At 64.9% G+C, this 17,625-nt stretch carries 16 protein-coding genes; 5 read left to right on the forward strand and 11 right to left on the reverse strand.

From position 1 onward, the window contains the following. Positions 1-4: 4 nt before the first annotated feature. The 5 genes from WKW79_RS07445 to WKW79_RS07465 are packed head-to-tail and all read right to left on the reverse strand — an operon-like array spanning position 5 to position 5,061. Positions 5-2,137, reverse strand: a complete 2,133-nt coding sequence (locus tag WKW79_RS07445) for a type IV pilus secretin PilQ (protein WP_340334456.1) — start codon at positions 2,135-2,137, stop codon at positions 5-7. Continuing rightward, on the reverse strand, positions 2,134-2,676 hold the full coding sequence (locus tag WKW79_RS07450; RefSeq protein ID WP_340334457.1) for a pilus assembly protein PilP: 543 nt from the start codon (positions 2,674-2,676) through the stop codon (positions 2,134-2,136). The genes WKW79_RS07445 and WKW79_RS07450 overlap by 4 nt, the downstream gene beginning before the upstream one ends. Beyond that, positions 2,673-3,353: a type IV pilus inner membrane component PilO gene (locus WKW79_RS07455; RefSeq protein WP_340334458.1), complete on the reverse strand. Its 681-nt coding sequence runs from the start codon at positions 3,351-3,353 to the stop codon at positions 2,673-2,675. Before WKW79_RS07455 ends, WKW79_RS07450 begins: the two co-directional genes overlap by 4 nt. A gap of 5 nt (positions 3,354-3,358) precedes the next feature. Next, entirely contained in the window at positions 3,359-3,985 is a 627-nt protein-coding gene (locus tag WKW79_RS07460; RefSeq protein WP_340334459.1) for a PilN domain-containing protein, read from the reverse strand. Continuing rightward, entirely contained in the window at positions 3,982-5,061 is a 1,080-nt protein-coding gene (locus WKW79_RS07465) for a pilus assembly protein PilM (protein WP_340334460.1), read from the reverse strand. The genes WKW79_RS07460 and WKW79_RS07465 overlap by 4 nt, the downstream gene beginning before the upstream one ends. Before the next feature lie 242 nt (positions 5,062-5,303). Here WKW79_RS07465 and WKW79_RS07470 point away from each other — a divergent pair, with 242 nt between their 5' ends. Next, on the forward strand, positions 5,304-7,721 hold the full coding sequence (locus WKW79_RS07470; protein ID WP_340334461.1) for a penicillin-binding protein 1A: 2,418 nt from the start codon (positions 5,304-5,306) through the stop codon (positions 7,719-7,721). Here WKW79_RS07470 and cyaY read toward each other — a convergent pair. Next, entirely contained in the window at positions 7,711-8,049 is a 339-nt protein-coding gene (cyaY, locus tag WKW79_RS07475; protein WP_340334462.1) for an iron donor protein CyaY, read from the reverse strand. The genes WKW79_RS07470 and cyaY overlap by 11 nt on opposite strands. Positions 8,050-8,061: 12 nt before the next feature. Between cyaY and lptM the strand changes: the two genes are divergently transcribed. Both lptM and lysA read left to right on the forward strand, forming a co-directional pair. Beyond that, complete coding sequence (gene lptM, locus WKW79_RS07480) at positions 8,062-8,325, forward strand: LPS translocon maturation chaperone LptM (RefSeq protein ID WP_340334463.1); 264 nt, start codon at positions 8,062-8,064, stop codon at positions 8,323-8,325. Then, on the forward strand, positions 8,322-9,593 hold the full coding sequence (gene lysA, locus WKW79_RS07485) for a diaminopimelate decarboxylase (protein WP_422823832.1): 1,272 nt from the start codon (positions 8,322-8,324) through the stop codon (positions 9,591-9,593). The genes lptM and lysA overlap by 4 nt, the downstream gene beginning before the upstream one ends. A 35-nt stretch (positions 9,594-9,628) precedes the next feature. On the opposite strand, the gene WKW79_RS07490 is transcribed toward lysA, so the two are convergent. The 5 genes from WKW79_RS07490 to WKW79_RS07510 form a co-directional block, all read right to left on the reverse strand. Next, positions 9,629-10,273 carry a protein-methionine-sulfoxide reductase heme-binding subunit MsrQ gene (locus WKW79_RS07490; RefSeq protein ID WP_340334464.1) on the reverse strand — a complete coding sequence of 215 codons (645 nt, stop codon included), beginning with the start codon at positions 10,271-10,273 and terminating at the stop codon, positions 9,629-9,631. Between the two features lie 8 nt (positions 10,274-10,281). After that, positions 10,282-11,280 carry a protein-methionine-sulfoxide reductase catalytic subunit MsrP gene (gene msrP, locus WKW79_RS07495; RefSeq protein ID WP_340334465.1) on the reverse strand — a complete coding sequence of 333 codons (999 nt, stop codon included), beginning with the start codon at positions 11,278-11,280 and terminating at the stop codon, positions 10,282-10,284. 325 nt (positions 11,281-11,605) lie between these two features. Next, the gene (gene ccsB / locus WKW79_RS07500; protein WP_340334466.1) at positions 11,606-12,922 is read right to left on the reverse strand and encodes a c-type cytochrome biogenesis protein CcsB; all 1,317 of its coding nucleotides are present in this window, start codon (positions 12,920-12,922) and stop codon (positions 11,606-11,608) included. Next, positions 12,919-15,075, reverse strand: a complete 2,157-nt coding sequence (locus WKW79_RS07505) for a cytochrome c biogenesis protein ResB (protein ID WP_340334467.1) — start codon at positions 15,073-15,075, stop codon at positions 12,919-12,921. The genes ccsB and WKW79_RS07505 overlap by 4 nt, the downstream gene beginning before the upstream one ends. Before the next feature lie 109 nt (positions 15,076-15,184). Further along, positions 15,185-15,844: a c-type cytochrome gene (locus tag WKW79_RS07510; protein WP_340334468.1), complete on the reverse strand. Its 660-nt coding sequence runs from the start codon at positions 15,842-15,844 to the stop codon at positions 15,185-15,187. A gap of 76 nt (positions 15,845-15,920) precedes the next feature. Between WKW79_RS07510 and yihA the strand changes: the two genes are divergently transcribed. After that, entirely contained in the window at positions 15,921-16,640 is a 720-nt protein-coding gene (yihA, locus tag WKW79_RS07515) for a ribosome biogenesis GTP-binding protein YihA/YsxC (RefSeq protein ID WP_340334469.1), read from the forward strand. Positions 16,641-16,710: 70 nt separating this feature from the next. After that, positions 16,711-17,622: an alpha/beta fold hydrolase gene (locus WKW79_RS07520; protein ID WP_340334470.1), complete on the forward strand. Its 912-nt coding sequence runs from the start codon at positions 16,711-16,713 to the stop codon at positions 17,620-17,622. The last annotated feature ends 3 nt before the right edge of the window (positions 17,623-17,625 follow it).

Below are 17,625 nucleotides of genomic sequence, written 5' to 3' on the forward strand. Positions count from 1 at the left end.
CGCATCAGCGCGCGGCGTTGCGGTCAGTGATCATTTTCGGGGTAATGAAGATCAGCATTTCAGTCTTGTTGGCAACGCGATTTTTGGAACGGAACAGGGCGCCGACGTATGGCACCTCGCCCAGCACCGGGACGCGCGTATCGTCTGTGGTTTCGGTGAGTTCGAAGATACCACCGATGACCACCGTACCGCCGTTCTCCACCAGCACCTCGGTCTGCACGTGCTTGGTGTTGATCGCGAAGCCAGCCGTCGTGGCCTGGCCGACCGTGTCCTTGTTGACGTCGAGCGTCAGGATGATGTTGCCTTCCGGCGTGATCTGCGGCGTCACTTCCAGCTTCAGGTTGGCCTTGCGGAAGGCGATGGACGTCGCACCGCTGGAGGTCGCTACCTGGTAGGGCAGTTCGGTACCTTGCTCGATCAGCGCCTTGGTCTGGTCGGCCGTCACCACACGCGGACTGGACACCACCTTGCCCTTGCCGTCTTCTTCCAGCGCCGAGATCTCGAGGTTCAGGATGCGCGACAGGCTCGAGCTGAACAGGGACAGCGCGAAAGCACCGGGCTGCGAACCGCTGGCCAAGGCTGCCGGCAGGTTGATGAAGTTGCTGTTGGCAAAGCTGGCCGTCGATGTATTGGGGGTGTACAGGACGGGCGTGGTGGCCGTGGACCCGGTCCGCACCCCGGAAGTGATCACCGGTTGCGTGCCGAAGCTGCTGTTGCTGTACACGGCGCCACCACCCAACTTCACACCCAGCGACTTGCCGAAGGTGTCCGACGCCTCGACGATGCGCGCCTCGATCAGCACCTGGCGAACCGGCACGTCGAGCTTCTGGATCATCTCGGTCACTTGCGCGAGGCGCGAGGGAATGTCCGACACGAAGATCTGGTTGGTACGCGTTTCGGCGATCACCGAACCCCGAGCGCTCAACAGGCGAGTTGTCGTCGTGCCGCCACCGCCGCCGGCCCCACCGCCCAATTGCTGCTGCACGATCGCAGCCTTCGTGTAGTTGAGCTGGTACGACTGCGTGCGCAGCGGCTCCAGCGTCTCGATCGCGGCAGCCGCCTCGAACTCGACCTTTTCCTTGGCGTTGATCTCATCCTTCGGCGCGATCCACAGCACGCTGCCGTTCTTGCGCATGCCGAGGTTCTTGGCCTGCATGATGATGTCGAGCGCCTGGTCCCAGGGCACGTCCTTCAGGCGCAGCGTCAGCGAACCGGTCACCGAGTCGGAGGTCACGATGTTGAAGTTCGTGAAATCGGCGATGACTTGCAGCAGCGAGCGGATCTCGATGTTCTGGAAGTTCAGCGACAGCTTTTCACCGGAGTAGCCAGGGCCGCGCGTCAGCTTGGTCGGGTCGATCTTGCGGGCACGGACCTCGACCACGAACTGGTTCTCGCTCTGGTAGGCGCTGTGCTCCCACTCGCCGGTCGGCTCGATGACCATGCGCACGCGGTCGCCCGATTGCTGCGTGGTGATCAGTTGCACCGGCGTGCCGAAATCGGCCACGTCGAGGCGGCGGCGCAGGCCTTCAGGCAGCGTCGACTTGGTGAACTCCACCACCAGGTTCTTGCCCTGCTGGCGGATGTCCACACCCACCTGGTTGTTCTGCAGGTCGACGATCACGCGGCCGGTGCGGTCCGGGCCGAGGCGGAAGTCCACGTCCTTGATCGGCAGCATGTCGCGGTTGCGGTTCTCCGCGAACGCGCTTTGTTGCGATGCGACCAGCGCCGGGCCGACGACCGGTTCCAGCGACACCAGCAGCGACTTGCCCTGGATCTCGGTCTTGTAGGCGGTGGCCTGCTTGAGGTTCAACACCAGGCGGGTGCGTTCACCGGCCTGGACGACATTGACCGAGCGCAGGTTGCCCTGGTTCACTTCGATGGCCGAGCGGCCGATGCCGTTTGTCACGCCGGGGAAATCGAGCGCGATGCGCGCCGGCGTCTGGATCGCGAAGCCGGTCGGCGGCGCCGTGAGGGGCTGCGTCAGGTCGATGCGGATGACTTCCGCACCCGACTGCATCGAGCTGGTCACGGACTCGATGGCATTCTGCGCATGGACGACCGCGGCGGCGCCGAGCGCCACCAGCGTCATGCCGGCCGCTCGGAGCCACTTGGCGGCGGTGTTTTGTACTTGCTTCATTTGGTCGGCCTCTCTTGCAGTTGCAGCGTCGCCACGCGTTCAATCCATTCACCGGCGGCGTCCTGCACGATTTCACGCAAGCCGAGTTCGGTTTCTGTGATGCGGGTGATGAGCCCGTAGTTGAGTCCCAGGTGCTCGCCGACGCGCACCTGGTAGAGCAGCTTGTCGACACTGATCAGCGCCACGGGCTTGCCGTTGCGGTTCAGGCTGCCGACCATCGCCATCGAGTCCAGCGGGAAGGCTTCCAGCGCCTCCTTGCGCCGTGCCAGTTCAGGCCCGATGAGTCCCGAGGTGCTGGGCTGGGCCGAATCGCGCCGCAGCGCCTGGGTCAGTTTCTGGATGTCGAAGGGTTCCGTCGCGCCGACTTCCGTGTAGGCCTGCGGGGTGAACTTCTTCGGCTCGGAGATGGGCGTGACGGTGGGCTTCACCTGGGCCCGCTGCTCGACCATCCACTGTTGCAATTCTTCGCGACCGGAGTTGCCGCATCCGGCCAGGCTCGCGACCGCCACCGCCATCAGCATTGCGTGCAGCCACTTCATTTCTTCGCCCCCGCTGCCGCCGCGGCCGCCTTCTTCTGCATGTTCTGCTCTTCCGCATCGAGGTAGCGGAAGGTGCGTGCGGTGGCATCCATGGTCAGGTTGCCGTCTTTCGCCGGCGCCAACGCGATGTTGTTCAGGGTCACGATGCGCGAGAGGTTCGCGATGTCCGCCGCGAACGATCCCATGTCGTGATAGCGGCCGGTGACGCGGACGGCGATGGGCAGTTCCGCGTAGTAGTCCTTGACCACCACGGTGCCCGGGCGGAACAGCTCGAACTGTAGGCTGCGTCCTAGGCCGGCCTGGTTGATGTCCGACAGCAATGCGTCCATTTCGGCCTTGCTGGGCAATTGCTTTTCCAGCAACGTGACGTACTGTTGGACCTGCTCGCGCTGCTTTTTAAGCATGTCAAGATTCGCGGCCAAGACGACCTTCTTCTGGTAGTCGGCGCGCAGCGTCACTTCCTTCGCGCGCTCGGCCTCGAGCGTGTCGTTGGAGTTGGTGAGCCAGACGAACCAGAGCGCCACCAGCACCAGCACAGTCACCAGCACGCACAGCGCGTAGCGCGGCACCGCCGGCCAGACGGAAGGATCGTTGGGATTCAGGCCGCGGAACTGGTCACCGAAGCGGCGCAGCGAGGCGGAGACGTCGATATTCGGGGCGGAGCGTCGTGTTGCCATGGCGCCTATCCTTTCACCGGTGTCGCAGGCGCCGCGGGCGGGATCGCACCGTCCGCCGGCTTCTGCGCATCGGTCGGCCGCTTGAGACCGATCTTCATGGTGAAGTTGGAAACGCGACGCGTATCGCGCGGGCTCAGCGCCACGGTTCCGGCGGTGATCTCAACCAGTTCCGGCTTGACCAGCCACGGGCTGTTGTTGCCCAGGTTGCGCAGCAGTTCCGACACGCGCTCGTTCGACTGGGCCACGCCCTGCAAGGTCACGGCCTGGTTGTCCTGCTTCATGTTGATGAGGTAGACGCCGTCGGGCAGTTGTCGCACCAACTCGTTCATCAAGTGCACGGGCAGGTTGCGGTCGCCCTGCAGGTCTTCCACGGCCTGCTGCCGGGCGCGCAGTGCGGCGATCTCGGCCTGCAGCGTGGAGATTTCCTTGATCTCGGCCTCGAGCTTGGTGATCTCGGACTGCAGGTAGGCGTTCTTGTCCTGCTGCGCGGAGATCTGCGCCTCGAACCAGACATAGGCACCGCCCGCGATCAAGCCGCCCGCCAGCGCGGCGGCGCCGAGCGACGCATAGAAGGTCTCGCGACGACGCTTTCGCGCCGCCTCCCGGTGAGGGAGCAAATTGATGAGGATCACTGCACGAACCTCCGCATGGCCAAGCCACAGGACGTCAGGTAGGACGGCGCTTCGCGACGCACCTTCTTTTCGCGGATGCCAGGGCCCATCTCCATGCCGTCGAAGGGATTCAGGAGCGAACAGGCGAACGAAGTCTGCCGCGTGACGGCGCTGGTCAACCCCGGCAAGGCAGCGGAACCGCCCGCCAGCAGCACGTAGTCGACACGGTTGTGCGGCGTGCTGGTGAAGAAGAACTGCAAGGCCCGCGCGATTTCCTGCGCGATGCTGGCCACGAAGGGCTTGAGCACGCCGGCGCTGTAGTCGTCCGGCAGGTCGCCGCTGCGCTTCTTGGTCTCGGCCTCTTCCGCGGAAAAGCCGTACTGGCGAACGATCAGTTGCGTCAGTTGCGCGCCGCCGAAGGCTTGGTCGCGGTCATACAACACTTCCTGGTTGCGCAACACCTGCATGCTGGTGGTGTAGGCACCCACCTCGAACAGCGCGACCACGGCATCACGACCCTGCGCCGGCAATTGCTCGATGAGCCGCGCCGTCGCCAGGCGAGAGGCATAGGACTCCACATCCAGGATCAGGGCCTTGAGCCCGGCCGCTTCGGCCAGCCCTTGCCGGTCCTGGACCTTCTCCTTGCGCGAGGCGGCAATCAGGACCTCGACATCACCCGCCGAACTCGCGTTCTGGCCGATCACGCAGAAGTCCAGGCTAACTTCGTCGAGCGAGAAGGGGATGTATTGGTTGGCTTCGGACTCGACCTGGATCTCGAGTTCCTGTTCGCTCATGCCACCCGGCAGAACGATCTTCTTGGTGATCACGGCCGAAGGCGGCAATGCCAGCGCCGCGTTCTTGGTGCGCGTGCCGCTCTTGCGGACCACGCGGCGCACCGCTTCGGCCACTTCGTCGAATTTCTCGACGTTGCCGTCGGTGATCCATCCACGTTCCAGCGGCTCGATGGCGCAGCGTTCCAGCACCAACTTTCCGGCAGCGTCGCGGCCTAGCTCGACCAACTTGACGCTGGACGAACTGACGTCCAACCCAAGCAGGGGAGCGGGCTGACGACGAAACAACGATCCCAGTGCAGTCAAGTTGAATCCCATCCGCTTGTAACGATTGGAAATATTTGCGAGTGGTTGCATGCTAGCAGTAAGCAGCGCAGCCATCAAAGCGCCCAACCCTGAATCAGAAACAGTTCGTTGTCAAAAGTAGACGGTAATCTTCGCTTCTGCAACTTAGATCACGGATTGAATCCGTCTGTATTAAGCGTGCAATTCGCCCGGCCGAAGAGAGGGCGCCTTTTTATAATGTCCGGCTGACTCCGCCACCTTCCATGCCCGAAAAAACAAAAGCCTCCGGGCCTGCCAAGACCGCTCCTGCTCGACCAAAGCGACCCACGTGGATCACCTGGCTGTTGAGATTCTTCTTGTGGACGGCCGGCCTCGCCATGGCGGGCGTGCTGTCGATCCTGTTCGTGGTCGCGGTGGCGCTGGCGGTGGCGTATCCCAATCTCCCCGACATATCCGAACTGGCTGACTACCGGCCGAAGCTTCCGCTGCGCGTATTTTCATCGGAAGGCATCCAGATTGGCGAGTTCGGCGAAGAGCGTCGCAATCTGACACCGATCGACACCATTCCCAAGGTCATGAAGGACGCGGTGCTGGCCGCCGAGGACGCCCGCTTCTACAGCCATGGCGGCGTCGACTACAAGGGCATGCTGCGCGCCGGCCTGGCCAACCTCAACAAGGTCAAGAGCCAGGGCGCCTCGACCATCACGATGCAGGTGGCGCGCAACGTCTACCTGAGTTCCGAGAAGACGCTGACGCGCAAGATCTACGAGATCCTGCTGACCTTCAAGCTGGAGCACCTGCTCACCAAGGACCAGATCCTCGAGATCTACCTGAACCAGATCTACCTCGGCAACCGCGCCTACGGCTTTGCCGCGGCGTCGGAAGCCTACTTCGGCAAGCCGTTGAAGGACATCACCATCGCCCAGGCCGCGATGCTCGCCGGCCTGCCCAAGGCGCCCGGTGCCAACAACCCGGTCAACAACCCCACGCGCGCCCGCGGCCGCCAGCTCTACGTGATCGACCGCATGCAGGACGCCGGCTTCATCACCGCGGAACAGGCGGACGAGGCCCGCAAGGAAGAACCCGTGCTGCGCGATGCCCAGGACCCGAACCGCCTGCATGCGGAATACGTGGCCGAGACCGTGCGACAGCTCATGTACGCCCAGTACGGCGACACCACCTACACGCGCGGCCTCAAGGTCTACACCACGCTGGTGGCGGCCGACCAGGCCGCCGCCTACAAGGCGCTGCGCAAGGGCATCATGGACTACGAGCGGCGCCAGATCTACCGTGGCCCCGAGAAGTTCGTCGACCTGCCCCAGAACCCCAAGGAACTGGACGACGCGGTCGACGACGCGCTTTCCGACCATCCGGACAACGGCGACGTGATGTCGGCCGTGGTCCTCAAGGCCTCGCCCAAGGAAGTGACGGCCGTGCGCGGCAACGGCGAAACGCTGACCATCAGCGGCGACGGCCTGCGCCCGGCCCAGTCCGGCCTGGCCGACAAGGCGGCGCCCAACATCCGCATCCGCCGCGGCGCGGTGATCCGGGTCGCCAAGACGCCGAAGAACACCTGGGAGATCACCCAGTTGCCGGAAGTCGAGGGTGCCTTTGTCGCCATGGACCCGCGCGACGGCGCCATCAAGGCGCTGATCGGCGGCTTCGACTTCGACAAGAACAAGTTCAACCATGTGACGCAGGCCTGGCGCCAGCCGGGTTCGAGCTTCAAGCCATTCATCTACTCGGCGGCACTTGAAAAGGGCTTCTCGCCCGCCACGGTCATCAACGATGCGCCGCTGTTCTTCGACGCGGGCACCACCGGCGGCCAACCCTGGGAGCCCAAGAACTACGACGGCGGCTTCGAAGGCCCCATGTCGATGCGGCGCGCGCTGATGAAGTCGAAGAACATGGTATCGATCCGGATCCTGCAATCGATCGGCACGCACTACGCGCAAGACTGGGTCACCAATTTCGGCTTCGACCGCGACAAGCACCCCGCCTACCTGCCGATGGCGCTGGGCGCCGGCTCGGTCACGCCGATGCAGATGGCCAGCGCCTATTCGGTCTTCGCCAACGGCGGCTACCGGGTCGCACCGGTCCTCGTGACGCGCGTGACCGATCACAAGGACAAGGTCCTGGTCGACCGGCAGCCACCCGTGCTGAACGAAAGCATGCGTGCCATCCCGGCCCGCAACGCCTGGATCATGGACAGCCTGCTGCAATCGGTCGCCAGCGGCGGCACCGCCGCCAAGGCACAGGCCACGCTGAAGCGCACCGATCTCTACGGCAAGACCGGCACCACCAACGACTCGCTCGACGCCTGGTTTGCCGGCTTCCAGCCCACCATGACGGCCATCGCCTGGATGGGCTACGACACGCCGCGCAAGCTGGGCGACAAGGAGACCGGCGGCGGCCTGAGCCTGCCGATCTGGATCTCATTCATGGAAACCGCGCTCAAGGGCGTGCCGGTGGCTGAACTGCCGGCGCCGTCGGGCGTGGTCCAAGTGGGCGGCGAGTGGTACTTCGACGACTATGCGCCGGGCCGCGGCGTCGCCAGCCTGGGCGTGGACACCAGTGGCTCTGGCTCCGCGCCTGCGGCCGAGTCGTTGACTGGCGCGCCCGTCGCGCCGCCGGCACAGCCCGAGGAGCGCAATCGCATCCTCGACCTGTTCAGGAACTGAGCGCGCTGAACTGCAAGGGCTGACCCGATTGCGCCGTTGCCTCGCGCGAGAGGTTGGCGAACAGTTCCTCGCCGGTCTTGGTATCGCGCCAGGCACCATCGACCTGCCGGTAGTGATAGCCACCTGAGCGCGCCGCCAGCCAGATCTCCTGCAGGGGCGGCTGCAGGTTCACGATCAGCTGGCTCTTGTTGGGGAAGGTGATGGTGATCATCCCGCCCACGCGCTGGTTGTCGATGTCCGCGTCGGTCGCGTCGTTGATGCGGTCGCAGCCCTGTTCGATGGCGGCGAGCGCTGCTTCCGCGCGGTCGAGGTACTCAGGGTCGGTCATTACAATTTCACGATGTTGAAAGTCTCTCAAATTCTAGTGATCGCGCTTGGCCTTTCATCGCTAGTGGTTGGCATCAGCGGCTGCGGCCAGCGTGGCAGCCTTTACCTGCCGACCGAGCCGGCCGCTGCGAACCGCGCCACCCTGCCCGAACTGGTGATCCCAGGTTCGCGAAAGGCCCCCGCCGCGTCGCCAACGCCCGCCCCCGCAGCTACCGTCCCCGCCGCAACCGACGCGGCAACAGAATCCACCGAAAAGTCCACGGAACCTGCCAAGTGATCATCTCTCCCCTGCCCGGCCATCCCCACGTCGCCCAGCGCGATGGCCAACTGCACGTCGAAGGCGTGTCGCTCGAAGCCTTGGCGCGCGAACATGGCACGCCCCTGTTCGTCTATTCGAAGCAGTGGATGCTCGATGCGCTGGCCGCCTACCAGCGCGGCTTTGCCGGCCGCAATGCACTCGTCTGCTACGCCATGAAGGCGAATTCGTCGCTGGGCGTGCTGCGCGTGTTTGCCGAAGCCGGCTGCGGCTTCGACCTGGTGTCCGGCGGAGAACTGTCACGCGCGCTGGCCGTTGGCGCCGATCCCGCGAAGATCATCTTTTCCGGCGTCGGCAAGACGCGTGCGGAAATGCGCCAGGGCCTGGAAGCCAACATCGGCTGCTTCAACGTCGAAAGCGAAGCCGAACTCGACGTGCTGAACGATGTGGCCCTGTCGATGGGCAAGCGCGCCCCGATCAGCCTGCGCATCAACCCGAACGTCGACCCGAAGACGCACCCCTACATCTCCACCGGCCTGAAGGGCAACAAGTTCGGCATTGCGCACGACCACGCAGCCGCCGCCTACCGGCATGCCGCCTCGCTGCCTGGCCTGGAGGTGGTGGGCGTCGACTGCCACATTGGCTCGCAAATCACCGACGCCTCGCCGTACCTCGACGCCATGGACCGGATCCTGGACCTCGTGGAAACCGTGGAGCGGGACGGCATCCGGTTGCACCACATCGACTTCGGCGGCGGCTTGGGCATCAATTACCAGGGTGATACGCCGCCCGCGGCCGACGCCCTCTGGAAACAGTTGCTGGCCCGCGTCGACGCACGCGGTTTTGGCGACCGCAAGTTCATCATCGAGCCCGGCCGTTCGCTGGTCGGCAACGCCGGCGTCTGCGTGACCGAGGTGATCTACACCAAGCCCGGCGAAGACAAGAACTTCTGCATCATCGATGCGGCCATGAACGACCTGCCGCGCCCTGCGATGTACCAGGCCTTTCATGCCATCGTTCCGGTGCACGAGCGTTCGACCGACGCGACGATCTACGACGTGGTCGGCCCAGTGTGCGAGAGCGGCGACTGGCTCGGCCGTGATCGCGCGCTGGCAGTCGAGGCGGGCGACCTGCTGGCCGTGCTGTCTGCGGGGGCCTATTGCATGAGCATGGCCAGCAACTACAACACGCGAGGCCGCGCGGCAGAGGTGCTGGTCAGTGGCGACAGCGCGAAGCTGATCCGGCGTCGCGAGTCGGTCGAAGACCAGCTGATCAGCGAGAAAATCTAGCGCGCGTCCCGGCTGCGCGCCAACGCGAGCTGCCACTATCGCTTCGACAACTGCGGCCGCCCCGCCGGCGGCGCCGCGCCGATCTTCTTGCTTGCGTAGTTCCATACGCGCCACGCGAGCAGCACACCGATGATCGCGGCATAGATGAACACTTCATTGAAGTTGTTCTTGCCCGCGCGCATCCAGAAGAAGTGCAGCAGGCCGAGCCCGGAGATCACATAGACCAGCTTGTGCAACAGTTGCCAGCGCTTCGCACCCATCGCCTTGATCGCGCGATTGAACGATGTTGCGGCCAGCGGCGTCAGCAGCAGGAAGCCGGTGAAACCCACCAGGATGAATGGCCGCTTGGCAATGTCCTTCGCGATGTCGCCGAGCTCGAAGCCCATGTCGAACCAGCTGTAGCTCAGCAGGTGCAGCACCACGTAGAAGTACGCGAACAAGCCCAGCATCCGGCGAAACCGCGCGAGCCCGTTCCATTTGGTCATCACGCGCAGCGGCGTCACCGCCAGCACGATGCAGATGAAGCGCAGGGTCCAGTCACCGTTCTTGCGGATGAGGTATTCCGCCGGATTCGCGCCCAGCCCATTGGTGAAGGCCCCGTAGACCATCCATGCGAAGGGCAGCAGGCACAGCACGAAGATCAGCGGCTTCGCCGCCGGATGCAGCAGCAGCTTGTTCATGGCCGCGCTCAGTAGTTCTTCTTCAGGTCCAGGCCCGCATAGAGCTGGCCGACCTGGGCTTCGTAGCCGTTGAACATCTCCGTCTTGCGGCGCTTGGCGAACAGCCCGCCGCCGTCGCCGATGCGACGCTCGGTCGCCTGGCTCCAGCGCGGATGATCGACGTTCGGATTCACGTTCGAATAGAAGCCGTACTCGTTGGCCGCGGCCTTGTTCCACGCCGTGCCCGGCTCCTTCTCGACGAAGCGGATCTTGACGATCGACTTGGCACTCTTGAAGCCGTACTTCCATGGCACCACGATGCGCACCGGCGCACCGTTCTGGTTCGGCAGCACTTCGCCATACATGCCGAAGGTCAGCAGTGTCAGCGGGTGCATCGCCTCGTCCATGCGCAGGCCTTCGACGTAGGGCCAGTCGAGCACGCGTGAGCCGACGAAAGGCATCGTCTTCGGATCGGCCAGCGTCACGAACTCGACGAATTTGGCATTGCCCTGCGGCTCGACCTTCTTGATGAGCTCGGCCAGCGAGTAGCCGACCCACGGAATCACCATCGACCAGCCTTCGACGCAGCGCAGGCGGTAGATGCGCTCTTCCTGGGCGCTCAGCTTGATCAGGTCCTCGATGCCGTACTTGCCCGGCTTCTTGACCAGTCCTTCGACTTCGACGGTCCAGGGGCGCGTCTTCAGCGTGCCGGCGTTCTTCGCTGGGTCGGCCTTGTCGGTGCCGAACTCGTAGTAGTTGTTATAGGTGGTGGCGTCCTTGTAGTCGCTCACCTTTTCGGTGGTCATCGCGCCGGCCACCGACGACTTGGCGCCCACCAGCGCGGCCAGCTTGCCGGGAGCGGCTGTCTGCGCCATGGCATCGCGCGCGGCCCACGAGGAGAGCACCGCACCCGCCGCGCCGCCGGCCAGCAGCTTGAGCATGTCGCGGCGGCCCTCGTAGACATCGCGCGGGGTGATATCGCTCGGAACCGGGTGGTTGAATCCGTCTTGACGGTTCTTGATCAGCATGAGTGCCTTTCGCTTGTGTCGTTGTACTCACCGGGTAGTTCGTACCGAACGACCATCAGGTTACGCGTCGGCGCCCCGATCGGTTTCAACCGTCAAAAAATGCCGCCAGCGGCACTGGGAGATTGCAGGTGCGAGCGGGCGGCCGGAAGGTGTGAAGATTTCGTAGCGAGGGCGCCGAGGTCGGGTTGATGAGCGGAACCGCACTCTCGTGCGGTGACAACGAAGTTGCGGCAGAGGCTAACAATTGCGCGAAGCGCTTGTTGTGCCGGAGCCAACACCGCAGGCCCGAGATCGGCGGCCACAGTAGAAAGATTCACGCCTTCCGTCAAAGCGTGCCGTAGCTGTGCAGGCCACTCAGGAACATGTTCACGCCCAGGAAGGCGAACGTGGTCACCGCCAGGCCGCCCAGTGCCCACCAGGCGGCCACGGTGCCGCGCAACCCCTTGACCAGCCGCATGTGCAGCCAGGCCGCGTAATTGAGCCAGACGATCAGCGCCCAGGTTTCCTTCGGGTCCCAGCTCCAGTAACCGCCCCAGGCATCCGCCGCCCAGAGCGCGCCCAGCACGGTGGCGATGGTGAAGAAAGCGAAGCCGACGGTGATCGACTTGTACATCACGTCGTCCAGCACTTCAGGCGCCGGCAGCCGCGAGGCAATGCGCCTGCGCCCCATCAGGATGCCGGCCGCGATCACGGCCGAGATGGCCGCGTAGGCCAGCCAGTAGCTGCCGCCTGCCTCCTGCACGCGCTGGCGGAAGGCCACCGGCACGAAGCACAGCGCGATGCCGAAGAGCCAGATCGGCGTGAGCTTGTACCAGCGGGTTTCGTCGGCCTGCTGCTTGATGAGGTAGGCAAACGCGACCATCGCCGCCAGCGCGAAGGTGCCGTAGCCGATGAAGTTGGCCGGCACATGCAGCTTCATCCACCAGCTTTGCAGCGCGGGCACCAGCGGTTGGATCTCATGCGCCTGCCGCACCAGCGTGTACCAGAGCAGGAAGCCCACGGCCGCGCTGACCACCAGCATGACGAAGGCGCCGAGCGAGCGCGTCTTGTAGCGCGATTCGAAGAACAGGTAGAACGCCGTCGTGATCCAGCAGAAGAGCACGAACACTTCGTAGAGATTGCTGACCGGGATGTGGCCGATGTCCGGTCCGAGCTGATGGCTTTCGTACCAGCGGACCATGGTGCCGATCAGCGCCATCGTCACCGCCGCCCAGGCGATGCGCGAGCCGATGAGCTCCATCGTGTCGCCCTGCTTGCCGCCGAACAGGCCCAGCCAATAGAACAGCGTGCTCATGAAGAACAGCACGCTCATCCAGAGGATGGCCGATTGGCTCGACAGGAAATACTTGAGCTGGAACACCGTGTCGGCGCGCGCCAGGTCGCCCTGGTAGGACGAGATCGCCAGCAGCGAGGCGGCCGCGACCACCAGCGCCAGCACGCGCAGCGGGCGCCAGAACCAGCCGAGCGAAATGCCGGCCGCCATCGCGGCGACCAGGATCGGCTTCTCGTACGAATCCATCGAGGCCGAATAGCGCGAGAACACGAACGCGCCGCCGGCCAGCACCAGCACGGCGAAGACCCAGTCGAAGGCGTTGCGGCGTGACAGCCAGCTGTCGTTGAGTGTGAGGGTGGTGGTCGTCATGACACCGTCTCCTTTTTGTCTTCAATGGCGAGCAGCCTTGCTTTGAGGTGCTCGAATTCGCGGTCGCTGTCCATGGTCTTGCGATTGACCGAGAACGCCATGGTGGCCGCCGTGTCGCCGGCGCGCACGCCGTCAGGCGTGAGCCAGACCCAGAGCCTGCGCTCACGAACGTACAGCATGGCAAAAATGCCGATGATGAGCAACAGGCAGCCCAGGTAGACGATGTTCTTGCCAGGGGCACGCGCGACCTGGAACACGCTGGCCTGGACCTGCTTGAAGTCGGTGAGCATCAGCGCCATCGGCGCCGGATAAAAGGCGGCGTCGCTGATGGCCAGCACCGATTGCGTGAGGAAGGCCTGCGACTTCTGGTCCGGCGGCAGGTCGGCCAGGCCGGCCTTTTCGCGGCTGAGGTTGAGCACCTCGAACAGCACGTCGTTCAGGATACGGACCAGCACCGTGCCGGCGCGCTCGCGCTCGCCTTGCGGCACGTTGACTTCCATGAAGTCGGCGATGGCCTGCCAGCCGCCGGTCTTCGGGCTGTCCGGCTTGACGCGCTCGACGCCGGCAAACAGGCCGAGCGCACGCGCGGCGGACACGCGCAGTTGCTCCGCCAGTTCAGGTCGCTTCGCATCGCTCACCCGGGCGATGTATCGGTCGATCGCCTTCTCGCGCAGTGTGGCGTCCGCCAGGGCAGTGCGCATCTGAAGGAATCCGTCCATCGTGCCCTTGTCGTCGGCCGGGACGCGCAGGTAGCGGAAGGGCTCCTCGGGTTTTTCGCGCACGCCCAGCAGGAACACCGGCATGCCGTCGCCGGCATCGACCGGCGCCATGTAGTTCTGGAATTCACGCGCCTGGCCGGAGGCGTCGCGCAGCTTGTAGCTGATGCTCGGCCCGATGTTGCGCAGCGTCTTCGGCTTGTCGACCTTGTTGGCCGCGCCGAGCCGGGACTGCATGTCATGCACCAGGTCGACCTTGCGCACGTCGGCGCCGCTGCCGCTGGTCCCATCCGCGAAGTTCTCGACGTTGATGAGACGCAGCGCGGTGTATTCAAGGGTGAGCTTGTCGCTGCCGTTGGTGAGCTGCGCGCTGCTGCCGATGGTGCCCTCGATCTCGAAGGGCTTGGCCGCCGCGGCCATGGGCACCGACTTGAGCGTCACAGTCGAGCCGCCGTCGTCGAAGCTGGACTGGTAGATCTCGATGCCCTTCCAGCTCGCCGGATGGTTCACCTCGATGCGCGCGTCCTTCGCCTCGCCGGTCTTGCGGTCGTGCAGCACCACTTCGCTGGCGAACAGCTTGGGCATGCCGGTCGAGTAGTAGTCGACGATGAACTTCTTCAGTTCGATCGAGAAGGGCAGTTCCTGCAGCAGCACGCCGGTCGACTGGTTCAGGATGGCCACGCCGGCCTGGCCGCCCTCGGGCACCAGGATGTTGCCGCGGAAGGTCGGGTTGTCGGGCGAGAGCCGATGCTGTGCCGGCACGTCGGCGATCATGCCGCCGCCCGTGTAGACGCTCTTGCCGGCGAACCAGGTCTGCGCCTTCACGATCAGGTCGCCGTCGAGCAGGCCGCCGATGCACACCAGCACGATGGCGCTGTGCGCCGCGATGTAGCCGAGCTTGTGCGCGCCGCCGGCGCGGGCGGCCACCATCCAGCCGCCTTCCTTGCCTGCGAGGTCACGCCGCTGCAGCTTGACCTTCCAGCCGCCGCCCGACAGCAACTGGCCGATGCGGTTGGCCGCCATGTCGGGCGACTCGGTGAGCACCGTCTCGGCGCGCTGGCCGAAGGCCTTCAGGCTCTGGGCCCGGATGTCTTCCTTGTAGACCTTGAAGTCAGCCAGGATGCGCGGCGTGTTGCGCGCCACGCAAAGCGAGGTGCTGATCACCAGGAACAACAGGATCAGCAGGAACCACCAGGCGCTGTAGACCGAGTCGAGCAGCGCCGCCCGAAACACCTGCGCCCAGAACGGCCCGAACTGGTTGACGTAGTTGCCGACCGGTTCGTGCTGCTTGAGCACGGTGCCGATGATCGAGGCGATGCAGATCACCGTGAGCAGCGCGATTGCGAAGCGCATCGACGACAGCAACTCCACCGTGGCGCGCCAGGCATGCGAGCCGCGTTTCAGGCGAAGGCCGTGGGTGGAGACGGAGACGGACATGGAAATTGGAATGCGCTGGTGCCAAAGACAAAGGCGGGCCATCCGATTGGACGGTCCCGCCTTGGTTGGGTTTGTGTCTCGGCGTTTGGTTCAGCCGGAATGCGTGATTTCAGCGCAAACCGGCAATGTAATCGGAGACCGCCTTGATTTCGCGGTCGTTCAGCTTGGCTGCCACGCCGGTCATCATCGGCGCGTTGGTGCGGCCACCGTCGCGGAAGGCGACGAGTTGCGTGACCAGGTAGTCGGCATGCTGGCCGCCCAGGCGCGGGTACTGGGCCGGGATGCCGGCGCCGTTCGGGCTGTGGCAGCCGGCGCAGGCCGGAACCTGGCGGTCGGCAATGCCGCCGCGGTAGATGCGTTCACCCAGTTCGACCGTGTTCTTGTCCTTGGCGAAGCCGGGCTTCTGGGTCTTCGAGCCGAGGAACCAGGAGATGTCGCGCATTTCCTGTTCGTTCAGGGTCGCCGCCAACGGCGACATGATGGGACTCTTGCGCTTGCCGGACTTGAATTCTTCCAGCTGCTTGAGGATGTATTCCGGATGTTGCTGCGCCAGCTTGGGATTGGCCGGGACCGCCGAGTTGCCATCCGCGTTGTGGCACGCGACGCACGCCTTCGCGTTGTAGGCCGCGTCGCCCTTTGCCAGGTCCGGCTTGGCGGGTTTGGCCGGTGCCGCGGCAGCGGGGGCTGCGGCGTGCTCGTCAGCCGCGAAGCTGGAAGTGCCGGTGGCGCCCAGCAGGGCAGCGAGCAGGAAAGGGACGAACAACTTCATATCGGGGGGTTTGATTCGATTCGTTGGCGCAAAACCCGGTAATTCTACAATGCACCCCCGCTCCGAAAGCCCGCTGATGACCTCCCCGCCGCGCAAGCAGGCCCCCGTTTCCTCGCGTCCACCTGCCGTGGTCGACCCCGCCAAGGCCGAACGCGGCCGTGTCGCCATGGGTTGGCTGCACACCGCGCACTTCCTCACGAGCGCGCCGCAGCTCGAACACCTGCCCACGCTCGACCTGCCGGAGATCGCCTTCGTCGGCCGCTCCAACGCCGGCAAGTCCACCGCGATCAACACGCTCACGCAGCAGACGCGGCTGGCCTTCGCCTCCAAGACGCCGGGGCGCACGCAGCACATCAACCTGTTCGGCGTCGGCAAGCAGAAGGTCGACGACGCCGTGCTGGCCGACCTGCCCGGCTACGGCTACGCGGCCGTGCCGAAGGAGGCCAAGCTGCGCTGGCAACGCGTCATGGGCAACTACCTCATGACGCGCGAGACGCTGCGCGGCGTGGTGCTGATGTGCGATCCGCGCCACGGCATGACCGAGCTCGACGAGATCCTGCTCGACGTGATCCGTCCGCGCGTGGCCGAGGGGCTCAAGTTCCTCGTGCTGCTGACCAAGGCCGACAAGCTCACCCGCTCCGAAGGCGCCAAGGTGCTGTCGATCACGCGACTGCAGGCCGGCGGCGGCGAGGTGAAACTGTTCTCGGCCCTGAAGAAGCAGGGCGTGGACGAAGCCGCCGAACTACTCTGGGACTGGGTGCATCCAGCGACCGAGGCGCAGCCCGCGTCCGAGTGATTCCCGGCCGCAGGCGCCCGGCCTTCAAATCGGCGCGTTCGATGACGACAAGCAACAGGAGACACATCGCATGGTCCAGACCTTCCAGCGCACGCTGCCCAACGGCATCACCCTGAGTTGCCGCGCCACCGGCGAGCCCGGCCGGCCGTTGATGGTGTTCCTGCACGGCTTTCCCGAGGCGGCGTTCATCTGGGACCCGTTGCTCGAATACTTCGCGCAGCCTGAGCACGGCGGCTACCGCTGCATCGCGCCGAACCTGCGCGGCTTCGAGAAGTCCAGCGCGCCGACCGAGGTGGAAGCCTACAAGGCGCCCCTGATGATCCAGGACATCGCGCAACTGGCCGCCACCGAAAGCGCCAGCGGCAAGATCGACACCCTCGTCGCGCACGACTGGGGCGGCGCCTTCGCCTGGGGCTTCGCCAATGCCTTGCCAGGGCAGCTCGGCAAGCTGGTGATCATCAATTCGCCGCACCCCGGCACCTTCGCGCGCGAGCTGACGAACAGCGCCGAGCAGCAAAAGGCCAGCGCGTACATGAACTTCCTGGCCCACCCGAAGGCCGAGGCCATGCTCGCGGAAGACGACTACAAGCGCATGTGGCCCTTCTTCCTGCTGATGAAGGCCGGCGCCGATGGCTTCGGCTGGCTCACCGACGCGGTGAAGGACCAGTACCGCGAAGTGTGGAATGCCGGCCTCACCGGCGCCTGCAACCTCTACCGCGTGACGCCGATGAAGCCCGCCGTGCCCGGCCAGCCCGCGGCGCAGATCCCGATGCTGCCGCGCGAACGGCTCGTCATCAACGTCCCGACCTTCGTGTTCTGGGCGCTCGACGATGCGGCCCTGCTGCCCGGCCTGCTCGAAGGGCTGGAGGACTACGTGCCGAAGCTGGAGATCAAGAAGGTGCCGAATGCCACGCACTGGATCGTGCATGAGCAGCCTGAAAACGTGGCGCGCGAGATCGAAGCGTTCATCGGGCGCAACTGAGCG

The organism is Variovorax robiniae (assembly GCF_037889955.1).
GTDB lineage: Bacteria > Pseudomonadota > Gammaproteobacteria > Burkholderiales > Burkholderiaceae_C > Variovorax > Variovorax robiniae.

Excerpts from the sequence above, each read along its gene's own strand:
- WKW79_RS07445 (WP_340334456.1), bottom strand. The coding sequence starts at position 2,137 with ATGAAGCAAGTACAAAACACCGCCGCCAAGTGGCTCCGAGCGGCCGGC.
- WKW79_RS07450 (WP_340334457.1), bottom strand. The coding sequence starts at position 2,676 with ATGAAGTGGCTGCACGCAATGCTGATGGCGGTGGCGGTCGCGAGCCTG.
- WKW79_RS07455 (WP_340334458.1), bottom strand. The coding sequence starts at position 3,353 with ATGGCAACACGACGCTCCGCCCCGAATATCGACGTCTCCGCCTCGCTG.
- WKW79_RS07470 (WP_340334461.1), top strand. The coding sequence starts at position 5,304 with ATGCCCGAAAAAACAAAAGCCTCCGGGCCTGCCAAGACCGCTCCTGCT.
- cyaY (WP_340334462.1), bottom strand. The coding sequence starts at position 8,049 with ATGACCGACCCTGAGTACCTCGACCGCGCGGAAGCAGCGCTCGCCGCC.
- lptM (WP_340334463.1), top strand. The coding sequence starts at position 8,062 with ATGTTGAAAGTCTCTCAAATTCTAGTGATCGCGCTTGGCCTTTCATCG.
- WKW79_RS07490 (WP_340334464.1), bottom strand. The coding sequence starts at position 10,273 with ATGAACAAGCTGCTGCTGCATCCGGCGGCGAAGCCGCTGATCTTCGTG.
- msrP (WP_340334465.1), bottom strand. The coding sequence starts at position 11,280 with ATGCTGATCAAGAACCGTCAAGACGGATTCAACCACCCGGTTCCGAGC.
- ccsB (WP_340334466.1), bottom strand. The coding sequence starts at position 12,922 with ATGACGACCACCACCCTCACACTCAACGACAGCTGGCTGTCACGCCGC.
- WKW79_RS07505 (WP_340334467.1), bottom strand. The coding sequence starts at position 15,075 with ATGTCCGTCTCCGTCTCCACCCACGGCCTTCGCCTGAAACGCGGCTCG.
- WKW79_RS07510 (WP_340334468.1), bottom strand. The coding sequence starts at position 15,844 with ATGAAGTTGTTCGTCCCTTTCCTGCTCGCTGCCCTGCTGGGCGCCACC.
- yihA (WP_340334469.1), top strand. The coding sequence starts at position 15,921 with ATGACCTCCCCGCCGCGCAAGCAGGCCCCCGTTTCCTCGCGTCCACCT.
- WKW79_RS07520 (WP_340334470.1), top strand. The coding sequence starts at position 16,711 with ATGGTCCAGACCTTCCAGCGCACGCTGCCCAACGGCATCACCCTGAGT.